Source organism: Phenylobacterium sp. P4_E10, from assembly GCF_056401675.1.
The window spans coordinates 1-13,674 of record NZ_JBFUIW010000020.1; the positions used below are offsets into that span (position 1 = coordinate 1).

At 67.6% G+C, this 13,674-nt stretch carries 12 protein-coding genes; 8 read left to right on the forward strand and 4 right to left on the reverse strand.

Features of this window, described 5'->3' with window-relative positions:
* Positions 1–176 precede the first annotated feature (176 nt).
* Positions 177–515 (reverse strand): P-II family nitrogen regulator, encoded by a 339-nt coding sequence (locus AC1DQJ_RS18655; RefSeq protein WP_477606055.1) that lies wholly within the window; start codon positions 513–515, stop codon positions 177–179.
* A 349-nt stretch (positions 516–864) separates the two neighbouring features.
* On the opposite strand from AC1DQJ_RS18655, the gene AC1DQJ_RS18660 reads away from it, so the two are divergent.
* From AC1DQJ_RS18660 to ppdK, 5 genes are all read left to right on the forward strand, one after another.
* Entirely contained in the window at positions 865–1,266 is a 402-nt protein-coding gene (locus tag AC1DQJ_RS18660) for a hypothetical protein (RefSeq protein ID WP_477606057.1), read from the forward strand.
* An 81-nt stretch (positions 1,267–1,347) separates the two neighbouring features.
* Positions 1,348–2,250, forward strand: a complete 903-nt coding sequence (locus tag AC1DQJ_RS18665) for a glycine--tRNA ligase subunit alpha (RefSeq protein WP_477606059.1) — start codon at positions 1,348–1,350, stop codon at positions 2,248–2,250.
* A complete protein-coding gene (locus tag AC1DQJ_RS18670; RefSeq protein WP_477606061.1) occupies positions 2,247–2,771 on the forward strand; it encodes a DUF2314 domain-containing protein in 525 nt (174 codons plus the stop codon). Before AC1DQJ_RS18665 ends, AC1DQJ_RS18670 begins: the two co-directional genes overlap by 4 nt.
* Positions 2,771–5,053: a glycine--tRNA ligase subunit beta gene (gene glyS, locus AC1DQJ_RS18675; protein ID WP_477606063.1), complete on the forward strand. Its 2,283-nt coding sequence runs from the start codon at positions 2,771–2,773 to the stop codon at positions 5,051–5,053. The genes AC1DQJ_RS18670 and glyS overlap by 1 nt, the downstream gene beginning before the upstream one ends.
* A 13-nt stretch (positions 5,054–5,066) precedes the next feature.
* Positions 5,067–7,763, forward strand: coding sequence for a pyruvate, phosphate dikinase (gene ppdK, locus AC1DQJ_RS18680; RefSeq protein WP_477606065.1), 2,697 nt, complete (start codon positions 5,067–5,069; stop codon positions 7,761–7,763).
* 72 nt (positions 7,764–7,835) lie between these two features.
* Here the strand turns inward: ppdK and AC1DQJ_RS18685 are convergent, their stop codons facing one another.
* The 3 genes from AC1DQJ_RS18685 to AC1DQJ_RS18695 all read right to left on the reverse strand — a co-directional run bounded on the left by AC1DQJ_RS18685 (position 7,836) and on the right by AC1DQJ_RS18695 (position 12,153).
* A complete protein-coding gene (locus AC1DQJ_RS18685; RefSeq protein ID WP_477606067.1) occupies positions 7,836–9,506 on the reverse strand; it encodes a SulP family inorganic anion transporter in 1,671 nt (556 codons plus the stop codon).
* A 102-nt stretch (positions 9,507–9,608) separates the two neighbouring features.
* A complete protein-coding gene (locus AC1DQJ_RS18690; protein ID WP_477606069.1) occupies positions 9,609–10,757 on the reverse strand; it encodes a hypothetical protein in 1,149 nt (382 codons plus the stop codon).
* Positions 10,732–12,153 (reverse strand): MBOAT family O-acyltransferase, encoded by a 1,422-nt coding sequence (locus tag AC1DQJ_RS18695; protein ID WP_477606071.1) that lies wholly within the window; start codon positions 12,151–12,153, stop codon positions 10,732–10,734. Before AC1DQJ_RS18695 ends, AC1DQJ_RS18690 begins: the two co-directional genes overlap by 26 nt.
* 165 nt (positions 12,154–12,318) lie before the next feature.
* Here AC1DQJ_RS18695 and AC1DQJ_RS18700 point away from each other — a divergent pair, with 165 nt between their 5' ends.
* From AC1DQJ_RS18700 to AC1DQJ_RS18710, 3 genes are read left to right on the forward strand one after another with little or no spacing between them, the layout of a single operon-like run.
* Positions 12,319–12,567, forward strand: coding sequence for a hypothetical protein (locus tag AC1DQJ_RS18700; RefSeq protein ID WP_477606073.1), 249 nt, complete (start codon positions 12,319–12,321; stop codon positions 12,565–12,567).
* Between the two features lie 41 nt (positions 12,568–12,608).
* A complete protein-coding gene (locus AC1DQJ_RS18705) occupies positions 12,609–13,292 on the forward strand; it encodes a GNAT family N-acetyltransferase (protein ID WP_477606075.1) in 684 nt (227 codons plus the stop codon).
* Positions 13,293–13,320: 28 nt separating this feature from the next.
* Positions 13,321–13,629, forward strand: coding sequence for a hypothetical protein (locus AC1DQJ_RS18710; protein WP_477606077.1), 309 nt, complete (start codon positions 13,321–13,323; stop codon positions 13,627–13,629).
* Positions 13,630–13,674 lie beyond the last annotated feature (45 nt).

The window sequence follows — 13,674 nt, forward strand, 5'->3', positions numbered from 1 at the left end:
CGGCCGGGGCTGCGGCTTCGGTGGCCACGGGGGCCGGTGGCGCGGCGTCCTGCGCGAACGCCGCCGGCGCGAGCGCGCCGCCCGCGATCATGGCGGCGAGCGCTAGGCCCGTCAGCTTGTTGAATCCAGTTGTCTTCATTGTCGCTATCCCCTTGTCCCGATGAGTTCGGCGCGCACTACAGCGCCGCCGTGCCGGACTCTCCGGTCCGAATTCGCACTGCGTCCTCGACATTGAGGACGAAGATCTTGCCGTCGCCGATCTTGCCGGTCGCCGCGGCGCTCTTGATGGCCTCGACGGCCTTGCCGGCGGCCGCGTCGTCGACGACAGCCTCCAGCTTCACCTTCGGCACGAAGTTCACCTGGTACTCGGCGCCCCGGTAGATCTCCGTTTGGCCCTTCTGGCGGCCGTACCCTTTGACTTCGGAGACCGTCAGCCCCTCGATGCCGGCGCCCACGAGCGCTTCGCGCACGTCGTCCAGCTTGAAAGGTTTGACGATCGCTATGACCAATTTCATCGCCTGCTCCGACGCGCCCTAAGCCAGGAGCGCGCTAACGAGTTTTCCCGCATCCGCCGGAAGATGCGGCTGGCATCCCCCCTCCGACGGCTAGGGTGACGCTATCGGGGGCCGGGTCGGCGAACGGCGCCCGGTAACCTCTGATCAAGGAAAAGGCGCAACCGGCCCGATTGTTGAGCAGATCAGGGTGTTGGCGCCTAAAATACAGGCGAAACCGCCCTCCAGACGTGGGGAGTCAGGCCCGAGGCGACGGCGCGTATAGGGGAACAAAGCCGCGGCCCACGCGCTAGAAAAGTCACGCGGCCCGGTAGTGGGGGGGCCGGGCCTGCGTCATTCTGGAGACGATGAGATGATGATGAAGACCCTGCTCACCGCCTCGGCGGCGATCGCGTTGCTTGCGGGCGGCGCCCACGCCGGCGAGGGGGCCAAGAAATCCAAGCCAGCCGATGCGGCTGAAACCCAGATGAATGACGAATCCACCAAGGCGATGGACAAGACCGTCGATCAGTCGATGAGCGCCGCCTCGCCGGACACCAGCGTCAATCCGCCGGCGACTGACGCCTACTCGACCACCACGACGACGGCGACGCCGTCCTCGGCGATGGATGCGACCACCGCTGGGACGGACACCGCAGCCGTGGCGCCGGCCAATGTGACCGCCATGCAGCCGGTGGCCGACACCCCCGAGAACCGGGCCAAGTTCAAGCCGCTCTCACGGGCCGGTCGAGCGACGACTCCGCGCGGCAATTAGAGCAAGGCTTTCCGCCTTGAAGCGAAGGTCGGCGGGCCCTATGGTCCGCCGACTTTTTTTGCGCCTGCGAAAACCAGCTCAATGCCAGCCGACAAGCCGCTTTCGTTTCAGGGACTTATCCTGAAATTGCATGACTATTGGAGCCGTCAGGGCTGCGTGATTCTGCAGCCTCACGACGTCGAGGTGGGGGCCGGGACCCTGCATCCGGCCACCGTGCTGCGCGCGTTGGGTCCCAAGCCCTGGCGCGCTGCCTATGTGCAGCCCTCGCGCCGGCCAGGCGACGGCCGCTATGGCGAGAACCCCAACCGGCTGCAGCACTACTACCAGTATCAGGTGATCCTGAAGCCGAACCCGGACAACCTGCAGGAGCTCTATCTGGGCAGCCTGGAGGCGATCGGCCTCGACACCCGCATGCACGACATCCGCTTCGTCGAGGACGACTGGGAAAACCCCACTGTCGGCGCCTGGGGCCTGGGCTGGGAAGTCTGGTGCGACGGGATGGAAGTCACGCAGTACACCTACTTCCAGCAGGTGGGCGGCCTGGACGTGTTCCCGGTGGCCGGCGAGCTGACCTACGGCCTCGAGCGCCTGGCCATGTACCTGCAGAACGTCGACCACTTCACGCAGCTGGCCTTCAACGATCCCGACGGCCCGCTGCCGATGACCTATGGCGACGTCTTCCTTGAGAATGAGCGCCAGCAATCGGAAGCCAATTTCCACCTCTATGATGTCGAGACGCTGAAGCGGCAGTTCGAAGACATGGAACGCCAGGTGCCGCGCATCCTTGAGGGCCGCGGGCCGCAGGGCCAGCGCACCGTGCTGCCGGCCTATGACCACGTGCTGAAGGCCAGCCACCTGTTCAACCTGATGGACGCTCGCGGCGCGATCGCCGTGGCCGAGCGGCAGAGCTATATCGGCCGCATCCGCGACCTGACCAAGATGTGCGCCGAGGCCTGGGTGGCCAACGAAGGGGGCAACGCTTGAAGCGCGCCGTCGTCGCCGCGCTCGCCGGCCTAATCGCGGTGAGCGCCCCTGCCTTGTCAGGATGTGCTCGGGCGCCGGAACGGCCGCCAGAAGAAGAGCTGATTGTTTCGAAAGAACACGACGCTCAAATCCTTGCGGCGATGGCTGAGGCGCGCAAGACCTTGCCGATATTCTGGGCGAAGTTCGATGCGAAGTCGCCCAGCTACAGCGACTTTGCGCTCAAGGTTGGGCTTAAGACCCGCACCGGGGGCGAAGAGCACATCTGGATGAACGTCCTTGGCAGATCCAACGGCAAGGTGACTGGTGAACTCGCCAATGAGCCCTACAACTTGGACGGTCTGAAGATTGGCTCCCGGGTCGAGGTCGACGAGACGGCGATCTCGGATTGGCAATACGCGACCGGCGGAAAGCTCTACGGACATTTTACGACGCGAGCGCTGAGCGCGCGCGCCAACGCGGCCCAACGCGCGCAAGCGGCTGAATTGTTCTCGCCGCAACCGCTTGAGGCCGGAGCCAACTGATGCCCCAGCTTCTGATTGAACTGTTCTCTGAAGAGATTCCCGCCCGCATGCAGGCGCAGGCCGCGCGGGACTTCGACCGCATGGTCCGCGAACGCCTTGCCGAACAGGGCCTGCTGCCCGAGGGCATGAAAACCTTTGGCGGTCCGCGACGCCTGACCCTGGTGGCTGAAGGGCTGCCGGTCGCGCAGGGCGATCGCCACGAAGACCGCAAGGGCCCACGCGTCGGCGCGCCCGACGCGGCCATCGACGGCTTCCTGCGTTCCACGGGTCTGACCCGCGAGCAACTGGTGGAGAAGGACGGCGTCTGGTTCGCCCACATCCATCGCAAGGGCCGTCCGACCGCCGAGATCGTGGCCGAGATCCTCGACCACGTGATCCGCAATTTCCCCTGGCCGAAGTCGATGACCTGGGGGCGCGGCACGCTGCGCTGGGTGCGGCCGCTGAAGCGCATCGTCTTCCTGTTCGACGGCGAGGTCGTGCCGCTGAACGTCGACGGCATCGAAGCCGGCGACGTCACCGAGGGCCACCGCTTCATGGGGTCCGGCAAGCCCTTCAAGGTGAAGGACTTCGACACCTATCGCGACAAGCTCGCCGCGCACTTCGTGATCCTCGACCCTGGGGAGCGCAAGGATCGCATCATGGACGGCGCGCGCACCCTGTGCTTCGCGCGCAACCTCGAACTGGTCGACGACGACGGTTTGCTGGACGAAGTCTCGGGCCTGGCCGAATGGCCGACCCCGGTGCTGGGCGACATGGACCCGGCCTTCCTGGACCTGCCCTCGGAGGTGATCCGCACCTCGATGCGCACGCACCAGAAGTACTTCGCGGTTCGGCCGGGCAATGGCGGCAACGGCAAACTCGCTCCGCACTTCATCACCGTCGCCAATATCGAGGCGGCCGATGGCGGCAAGGAGATCGCCCGCGGCAACGCCAAGGTGCTCTCGGCCCGCCTGAACGACGCGCGCTTCTTCTGGGATGAGGATCGCAAGATCAAGCTGGAGGACCGCCTCCAGAAGCTGACCGGCGTCACCTTCCACGCCAAGCTCGGTACCCTGGCCGAGCGGGTCGAGCGGCTGGAGCTGCTGGCCAAGGCCATCGCCCCGCGGGTCGGCGCCGACGTCTCCAAGGCCGTGCTGGCCGCGCGGCTCTGCAAGGCGGACCTTTCCACCGGCATGGTCGGCGAATTCCCCGAACTGCAGGGCCTGATGGGCGGCTACTACGCGCGCGAGGAGAAGATCAGCCCGGTCGTCGCCGACGCCATCCGCGACCACTACCGTCCGGTCGGCGCCAATGACGAGGCGCCTGACGTGCCGGTGACGATGGCCGTGGCCATCGCCGAGAAGCTCGACACCCTGACCGCCTTCTTCGCCATCGACGAGAAACCGACCGGCTCGCGCGACCCCTACGCGCTGCGCCGCGCCGCGCTCGGCGTGATCCGCATTCTGCTGGGCTCGGAGGCGCGCGCGCCGATCCGCGAACTGGTCGCCGACTGGTACCGCTCGCTGCGCTGCTATGTCGATCCGGGGCGCGCGCTCTACGTCTCGACGCGCCGCACCACCGGCTATCTGGGCCCGGCCTATCGTCAGCCCTCCGAGGTCTTCCAGACCTATGTCGAGGAGTTCGAGGACGCGCTGCTGGAAGGCGTGCCCTACGTGGTCTCCACCGACCAGGACTTCGACATCCGCTTCGACCGCTCCGCGCCGGCCGGCGATCCGCCGGAAGGCGAGGTCCAATACCAGTTCCGCCCCTACGGCGTGGTGGCCGACGAGGTGCTGAGTTTCATGGCCGACCGCCTGAAGGTCGCGCTGCGCGACCAGGGCAAGCGTCACGACCTCGTCGACGCGGTGTTCGCGCTCGGCGACGACGACCTGGTGCGCATCGTCGCCCGCGTTGAGGCCCTCGACGGCTTCCTGACCGGCGCCGACGGCCAGAACCTGCTGGCTGGCTACAAGCGCGCTGGCAACATCCTCAAGGCCGAGGAGAAGAAGGGCGAGCTGCCCGTCGGTCCCGCGGTCGCAATGCCGGCTGCGCCGAAGGAGGAGGGGGCGCTGATCGCCGCCCTCCAGGCCGCCGAAGCGCCGGTGGCTCTGGCGTTGCAGCAGGAAGACTTCGCCGGAGCCATGCGCGCCCTGTCGGGACTGCGCAGCCCTGTCGATGCCTTCTTCGAGGCGGTATTGGTGAATTCTGAAAACGCGGCGGAGCGTGATAACCGCCTGCGTCTTCTGGTGCAGGTGCGCGACCTCATGGAGCGGGTCGCGGACTTTTCGCAAGTGACGGGCTAAGGAGGCCTCTAGGATGTCGACCGATACGCTGACCAAGTCGCGCTGGGTCTATTCCTTCGGCGGTGGCGGCGCCGATGGCGATGCGTCGATGAAGAATCTCCTGGGCGGCAAAGGCGCCAACCTGGCGGAGATGTCGTCCCTGGGCCTTCCGGTGCCCCCCGGCTTCACCATCACCACCGAGGCCTGCGTCCACTACTATTCCAACGACAAGCAGTACCCGGCCGATCTGAAGGATCAGGTCGTGACCGGACTGGCCGCCGTCGAAAAGACCACCGGCAAGTCGTTCGGCGACACCTCCAACCCGCTGCTGGTCTCGGTCCGTTCGGGGGCCCGCGCCTCGATGCCGGGCATGATGGACACCGTCCTCAACCTCGGCCTCAACGACGAGACTGTCGAGGGCCTGGCCAAGCTGTCGGGTGACCGCCGCTTCGCCTTCGACAGCTACCGCCGCTTCATCCAGATGTACTCCAACGTGGTGCTCGACCTCGACCACCACATGTTCGAAGAGATCCTCGACGAGCATAAGGAGCGCCTCGACGTCACCGTCGACACCGGCCTCACCGCCGACGACTGGGAAAAGGTCGTCGCCGACTATAAGGCCGCGGTCCAGCAGGAGCTCGGCCAGCCGTTCCCGCAGGACCCGCACGCCCAGCTGTGGGGCGCCATCGGCGCCGTGTTCGCCAGCTGGATGAACGACCGCGCCAAGTTCTACCGCCGCATGCACGACATCCCGGAAAGCTGGGGCACCGCCGTCAACGTGCAGTCGATGGTGTTCGGCAACATGGGCGACTCGTCGGCCACCGGCGTGGCCTTCACCCGCAATCCGTCCACCGGTGAGGCCCGCCTCTACGGCGAATTCCTGATCAACGCCCAGGGCGAGGACGTGGTGGCCGGCATCCGCACGCCCCAGGCCCTGACCAAGATCGCTCGCGAAGAGATGGGCGAAAAGGCGCTCTCCATGGAGGAGGCGCTTCCGGAGGTCTTCCTGCAGTTCAAGGCCGTCGTCGAGAAGCTCGAGAAGCACTATCGCGACATGCAGGACATCGAGTTCACGGTCGAGCAGGGCCGGCTCTATATGCTGCAGACCCGCAACGGCAAGCGCACCGCCAAGGCGGCGCTGAAGATCGCCGTGGATCTCGCCAGCGAAGGCCTGATCACCCAGCAAGAGGCGATCATGCGGGTCGAACCCGGCAGCCTCGACCAGCTGCTGCACCCGACCATCGACCCGGCCAGCCCGCGCGACATCGTCACCACCGGCCTGCCGGCCTCGCCCGGCGCGGCCACCGGCAAGATCGTCTTCAACTCCGACGAGGCCGAGCGTCTCGGCTCGGCTGGCGAAGCGGTCATCCTGGTCCGCGACGAGACCAGCCCGGAAGACATCCACGGCATGCACGCCGCCCGCGGCATCGTCACCGCCCGCGGCGGTATGACCAGCCACGCGGCGGTGGTCGCCCGCGGCATGGGCCGTCCCTGCGTCTCCGGCGCCGGCGAGCTGCAGATCGATGGCAAGAACGGCGAGCTGCGCGTGCGCGGCCGCACCTTCAAGGCCGGCGAGATCATCACCGTCGACGGCTCCAAGGGCGAAATCCTCGCCGGCACGGTCACGATGATCGAGCCGGAGCTGACCGGCGACTTCGCCACCTTGATGGTTTGGGCCGACAAGACCCGCCGCCTGAAGGTCCGCGCCAACGCCGAAACGCCGCTGGACGCGCGCACCGCCCGCCAGTTCGGCGCTGAAGGCATCGGCCTGTGCCGCACCGAGCACATGTTCTTCGATGAGGACCGCATCGCCGCCGTGCGCGAGATGATCCTCGCCGACGACGAGGCCGGCCGCCGGACCGCCCTGGCCAAGATCCTGCCGATGCAGCGCAACGACTTCGTCGAGCTGTTCACGATCATGGAGGGGCTGCCGGTCACCATCCGTCTGCTCGACCCGCCGCTGCACGAGTTCCTGCCGCACACCGAGGCCGACCTGGTCGCCGTCGCCGAGGCCACCGGCCTCGACGCCGCCAAGCTGATGCGTCGCGCCAAGGAGCTGCACGAGACCAATCCCATGCTCGGCCACCGCGGCTGCCGCCTGGGCGTCTCGTACCCGGAAATCTACGAGATGCAGGTCCGCGCCATCTTCGAGGCCGCCTGCGAGATCGCCGAAAGCGGCAAGGCCGCGCCGATCCCTGAGATCATGCACCCGCTGGTCGCCAAGGGCGAAGAGATGCGCTTCCTGCGCCAGCTGACCGACCGCACCGCCCAGGCGGTGTTGAAGGAGCGCGGCCGCGAGATCGAGTATCAGGTCGGCACCATGATCGAGCTGCCGCGCGCCGCCATCCGCGCCGGCGACCTGGCCGAGAACGCCGAGTTCTTCTCGTTCGGCACCAACGACCTGACCCAGACCACCTTCGGCATCAGCCGCGACGACTCCGGCCGTTTCCTGGGCGCCTATCTTGAGAAGGGCATCTTCGAAAAGGACCCCTTCGTCAGCCTCGACCAGGAAGGCGTCGGCGACCTGATCCGCATCGCCGCCGAGCGCGGCCGCGCCGTCCGCCCGAACGTCAAGCTCGGCATCTGCGGCGAACACGGCGGTGACCCGGCCTCGATCGAGTTCTGCGAGAAGGTCGGCCTGGACTACGTCAGCTGCTCGCCGTTCCGGGTGCCGATCGCTCGCCTGGCCGCCGCCCAGGCCGCCGTCGGCGGGATGGAAAAAGACCGGTAGCACCGCGACAGCGCCCTCCCGCAAGGGCAGGGCGCTGTCCTTGGCTTGGAATCTCCGCCGCTGCGACCGCGGCTAGTTCCGACCTAGCTTGGCGAAGGCGGCGACTGCATCCTCGATCTCCTCGAAGACCATGGCGGGGCCGATCCTGGCCAGCACGCCGGCGCGCTCCAGCGTGGTTCGCGGCTCGCTATGCAGTTCGGCGATGGCGAGTTTCAGCCCCCGCGCCGCGGCCAGGTCGCAGATATCGGCCAGCATGACCACGGCGGTGCTGTCGAGCTGAGTGATCGCGCTGGCGTCGACGACCAGCCATTCTGCATCCGGCGCGGCGTCCTCAATGACCGCCTCGAGCCGGCCTTTGACGTAGTCGACGTTGAGGAACAGCAGGCTGCCCTGCAGCAGGTAGATCGTCAGTCCCAGGATCGGCTGGGCGTCCTGGTGCCGATGCAGCTTGAACAGGCCCTCGCGCCCTGGAATGCGGCCCATCATCGCGTCGCGCGGCTTCATGCCCTTCATCAGAACGTAGAGCAGGGTGGCGCCGACGGCGACGGCCACGCCGTTCAGGACGCCCAGTACGACGACGCCCGCAATGCTCACCAGGGCGAGCACGAACTCGACCCGGCTGATCTTCCAGAGATCGCGCAGGGTGCTCCATTCGATCAGGCTGACGGCGGCCGAGGCCAGGATCGCGCCGAGCGCCGGCGTCGGCAGCAGCGACAGGGCGTCCGATAGGAACAGGATGGTCAGGGCCAGGGCGGCTGCTGAGATCAGGCCGGCCAGCTGCGTCTTGCCGCCCATCAGGTCGTTGGTGGCGGTGCGGGAATCCGACGACGTCACCGCAAAGCCGCCGAGCAGTCCGGAGGCGACGTTCGCCGCCCCGAACCCCACCAGCTCGCGATTGGCGTCGACCGGGTACTTGTTCTTGGCGCCGAAGCTGCGCGCGGTGACGATGCCGGCGCCGAAGCTCACGATCATCACAGCCACGGCGCCGACGGCCAGGTTGCCCAGCGAGACGTCGTGCGGGATCGGCAGCATAGGGGTCGGCAGTTGTGAGGGGATCTCGCCGACGACGCGGATGCCCATCCCGGGAAAATCGAAGACCGCCGACAGCGCGGTGGCCAGCGTCACTGCGACCAGCGGCCCGGGAATGGCCGGAAGCCATGCGCCCAGCACCCGCAGCAGGACGAAGAGTCCGGCGCCGAGCGCTAGGGACGGCCAATGGATCAGGTCGAGCTTCGTGGCGAACTCGTAGAGCGGCCGCAGCAGCCCGTCGCTGTCGAGCTTCACGCCGGTGAGCCGGCCAAGCTGGCCGACCAGGATCGACAGCGAGATGCCGGTCATGAAGCCGGCCAGGATCGGCCGCGACAGGAAGTTGGCGATGAAGCCGAGCCGCAGGAGGCTGGCGACGAAGCACAGCCCGCCGACGATGATCGCGATCGCCGCCGAGACGACGATGCGGTCCTGCGTCGCCGTCACGCCCAGGGACAGGAACACGGCGGCCAGCATCATCACCGTACCGGCGTCTGGCCCTACGATGAGCTGCCGCGACGAGCCGAACAACGCGTATCCGAGGACCGCGGCGATGCTTGCATACAGGCCGATCTCGGGCGGCAGTCCCGCCAGGGCCGGATAGGCGATCGCGCTGGGCAACCCGACGGCCGCGATCCCCAGCCCGGCCGCGATGTCATAGCGGAGCCATTGGAGCCGATAGCCTTTCAGACCGGTCAGCAAAGGCAGGCTTGGCATTGGCGCGTCCCAGGCGGTCCCAGGTGTGGCGATCATCTGTATCGGGACTGATCCACGCCCGGTATGGGGTGATTTCCCAAGCTCAGGCGTGGCGGACCGGAACTATCTCGGAGGTGATCCCGGGCGCTTGCGACCGTCCGCCGCCTCTACCAGCGGCGCCAGCCGGGCGGTGTAGATCTCGGCGTCGCGCGGATGCATGTGCGAGATCTCCGGCATCCGGAAGCCCTGCAGTTGCGGGTGCTCGTCATAGCGGACGCCCTTGGTCTTGGTCCCGGCCAGCAGGCCGTCCCAGAACACCGCGCGCGGGAAGGCCTTGGGCTCCGTCTGCGCCAGGAATCCGGCCTGCGGGTGCATGACGAACACCACATCGCCGCCGCGCGCGCGGATCTTGGCGACATTGGCCGCCACCTCGGCGATCACCTTCGGCGGGTTGAGCGGCGGCGCGCCCGGCTGCGGCTTGAAGATCTCGCCCCAGATCGCGATCGAACGCTCGCGATAGGCCGCGTCGGTCAACTCGCGGCTCCACATCTCGGAATTGCGGTCGGGCTTCGATATGCCGATCTTGTAGGGGTCGACGAAGGCCGGCTGCTGCCCCGGCCGGGTCGGCAGCTCCAGCCGCCGCCACAACTCCTTGGGGCGGGTCTGGTCGTCGATATAGGCGAACACGTACTCCGCCGGGATCGACAGCACGCGGCCCGCCCGCTGCGATAGGGTCTCGTCGCGCGCGTAGGGCAGGGCCTTGGCGCCGCGCCCGGCGAACTCGCCGTAGAACAGCCCGGTCACCACGTCGGCCACCACCAGCCCGTGGAAGTTCGGATCGTTCGCCAGATCGGCCAGCACGAACCGGGGGCTGCTGCCCTCCAACGCCAATTGCACCGGCCGCACGCCGGTGGTCCGTTCCCAGACGTCCAGGTCGACGTCGAACAGATTGCGCGAGGTGCCGATCAGCACGGTGGCGTCTGCGGTCGCCAGCCGCCGCTGCGCTGCCCAGGCGCCGGTCGTGTTCTTGATGTCGCCGGTCTCGTAGCTCTGGCTGCGCCAGTAGGTCTCCCAGCCGACCAGCATCGCCGCGGTCAACGCCAGGGCGGCGAGCGCGATCTTGCCCCATGGCCGGTCCGGGATCTCGCGGCGGGCTTCATCCGGCTCGTCGGCATGGCGCAGGCCGTCGCTCGGCGCCGGGGCCTGGGCGCGGGCGCCTTCAGTCTCGGCCAGTGCGCGCTCGGCGCTAGAACTGGAAATAGATGAAGGCATTGTCGGAGCCTTGGCTGGCGAGGATGAGGAAACCCATGACCGCCCACAACACCGCCAGCGCGCCGGCGTGGGTGCGGGCCACCACCGCCTCCAGCGAGGTCGCGCGCATGCGCCACTGGCAGATCAGCATGGCGCCTAGAATGGCGGCCACCGGCAGGATGTCGTTGAGGTAGAGCAGGGGAGCGGCCTTCGCCGGCGCCGCGACCATCGAGCTCAGCATCCTTGCGGCCTGCGGGAAGTCGGTGGCGCGGAAGAACACCCAGGCGACGCAGACCAGCACGAAGGTCAGGGCCGCTGCAGCCAGCTTGAAGACGCTGGTGTGGAACACGGCCAGCCGTCCAAAGGCCGCGGTCAGCGCTCGCTCGCCGGCCAGATAGAGCCCGTGCAGCCCGCCCCAGACCACGAAGGTCCAACTCGCCCCGTGCCACAGGCCGCCGAGCAGCATGGTGATCATCAGGTTGCCGTAGGTCCGCAGCCGGCCTTTTCGGTTCCCGCCCAGCGAGATGTAGAGGTAGTCGCGCAGCCAGGTGGACAGGGAGATATGCCAGCGCCGCCAGAAGTCGGAGAACCCCACCGCCGCATAGGGCGAGTTGAAGTTCTGCGGCAGGGCGAAGCCTAGGCACAGCGCAGCCCCGATGGCGGTGGTCGTGTAGCCCGAAAAGTCGAAGAAGATCTGGCCGGCGAAGGCCAGCACCCCGGTCCAGGCGTCCAGCGGCAGCAAGCCTTCCTTGGCCTCGAACACCTTGTCCGCAGGCCCGGCCAGGAAGCCGTCGGCCAGCACGATTTTCTCGAACAGGCCCAGGGTCATCAGCGCCAGCCCCCACAGCAGCATCGGCTGGCTGGCGCGCTTGGGGGTGGAGAACTGCGACAGCAGGTCCTTGGGCCGCATGATCGGGCCGGCCACCAGGTGCGGGAAGAAGGTCACGAACAGCGCAAAGTTCAGGAACGATCGGCTGGGCGCGATCCGCCGCTGATAGACGTCCAGCGTGTAGGACAGGGTCTGGAAGGTGTAGAACGAGATGCCCAGGGGCAGGACGATGTTCCACTCCGGCGCCTGATAGGCGACGCCGAACGCGCCCATCAGCCGCGCGAAGTTCTCCTCCAGAAATCCCCCGTACTTGAAGAAGCCCAGCATGCCGAGATTGGCGGTCAGCGAGATAATCAGCGCCAAGCGCCGCGGCGCGGCCCGCTCCTCGCTGGCGATCCAGCGGGCGGCGAAATAGTCGACGAAGGTCGACAGCCACAGCAGGAGCACGAATGGGGGGCTCCAGCTCGCATAGAAGATGTAGCTGGCGATCAGCAGGATCACCCGCCGGGTCGTCCAGCCGAGCGGCAGCGTCCAGATCGCCAGGAACACCGCGAAGAAGACAATGAAAGTGATGGAGTTGAAGATCACGGCGCGCCCCCGGGTCCCTCAACGGTCATATCGCGGAACAGCGTTATTCAAGAATGCTTTCTGCGGTGCAGGGTCGACCCGAGTAATCGACCCACTTCCGTCCGGTCACAGTCTCGCCTATGTTGTGAATGAGAGTGCTAATGACTCGCAGATTTGGGGGCGGCAGTGACGGACGCGGCGCAAGAGCGTTTGGCGGCGGCGGAATACCTGCTGGGCCGGATGGCCGGCTGGCTGGATGACGACGTCCTCGACGACACCGCCGCGACGATCCTCGCTGAACTGCGCACCGAACTGACGCCCGAGCAGCGGCGGGAGCGGGAATTGGCCCTGGAGCTGCTGACCAACGGGTGGCGGCGGCGTGAAGCCTTCGCGATCGGCCCTTGGGTCCGCGACGAGGGACAGTCCCAGGGCTGAGGCGCCTGACACCATCGCCGATCCCAGGCTATGGAGGGCGCATGTCGCATCCTCTGAACCGTCCCATCTGGTCGGCGCTGACCGGGCGCCAGTCGGCCATCGCCCTGGCCCAGGGCTCGGCCCTGCGGTTCTCGCCTGAATACGGCCTGTTCGCCGTCACCCCGGACCATTCCGCGCGGAGCCTCTCGGACCTCACCGACCTGGTGCGCGCGCATGGCGATGTCGCCCTGGTCGAGCCGCAGGCGCCCCCAGAGATCCCCGGCCTGGCCGTTCGCTCGCAGGCGCTCTGCTGGCAGATGGTGGCGGAAGAACCCAATCCCATCGGCGCGCCGGCCTTCGAGATCACGCCGCTCACCGAGGCCGACGCCCCGCAGATGCTGGAACTGGCGACCCTGACCGCGCCCGGGCCGTTCTTCGAACGCACCCACCGGCTCGGCCGCTTCGTCGGCGTCAAGCAGGACGGACGGCTGCTCGCCATGGCCGGCGAGCGCATGCAGCCGCCGGGCTTTACCGAGGTCAGCGGCGTCTGCACCCATCCCGACCATCGCGGCCGCGGCTATGCGGCCGGCCTGATGTTGGAGGTGGCGGCCCGTATCCGCGCCCGCGGCGAAACCCCGTTCCTGCATTCCTACGCCCACAACACTGGGGCCATCGCGCTCTATCAGGCGCTCGGCTTCGAGTTCCGCTGCGAGCAGGTGATGACGACGCTCACTTCGGCGGGCTAGTCTGGCCGCCAGACATAGGGAGCGAACCATGGCCATTGCTTTGCGGACCCGTCAGGCGCCGGTGGTCCGCGTCGAGGCGCCGCCGCGGCGCGGCCGCAGTCATTCGGTGATCGTCGCGCCGCGGGCCACGCCGGCCGGAGCCATCGGCGTGGGCGCCATGGGCAGCGTCGCCATGGGGGCCATCGCCTTCGGGGCCTTCGCGGTCGGCGCCCTGGCCATCGGCCGGCTGGCGATCGGGCGGGTCGGCGTCGGCCGCGCGCGGATTAAGCGACTGGAAATCGACGAACTCACCGTGCGTCGTCTCACCATCCTCGACGACGGGGAACCTCGCAGATAGGGTCCGGCCCAATCGCCGCCAGAAGGCGGCTTCCGGAGCTAAATC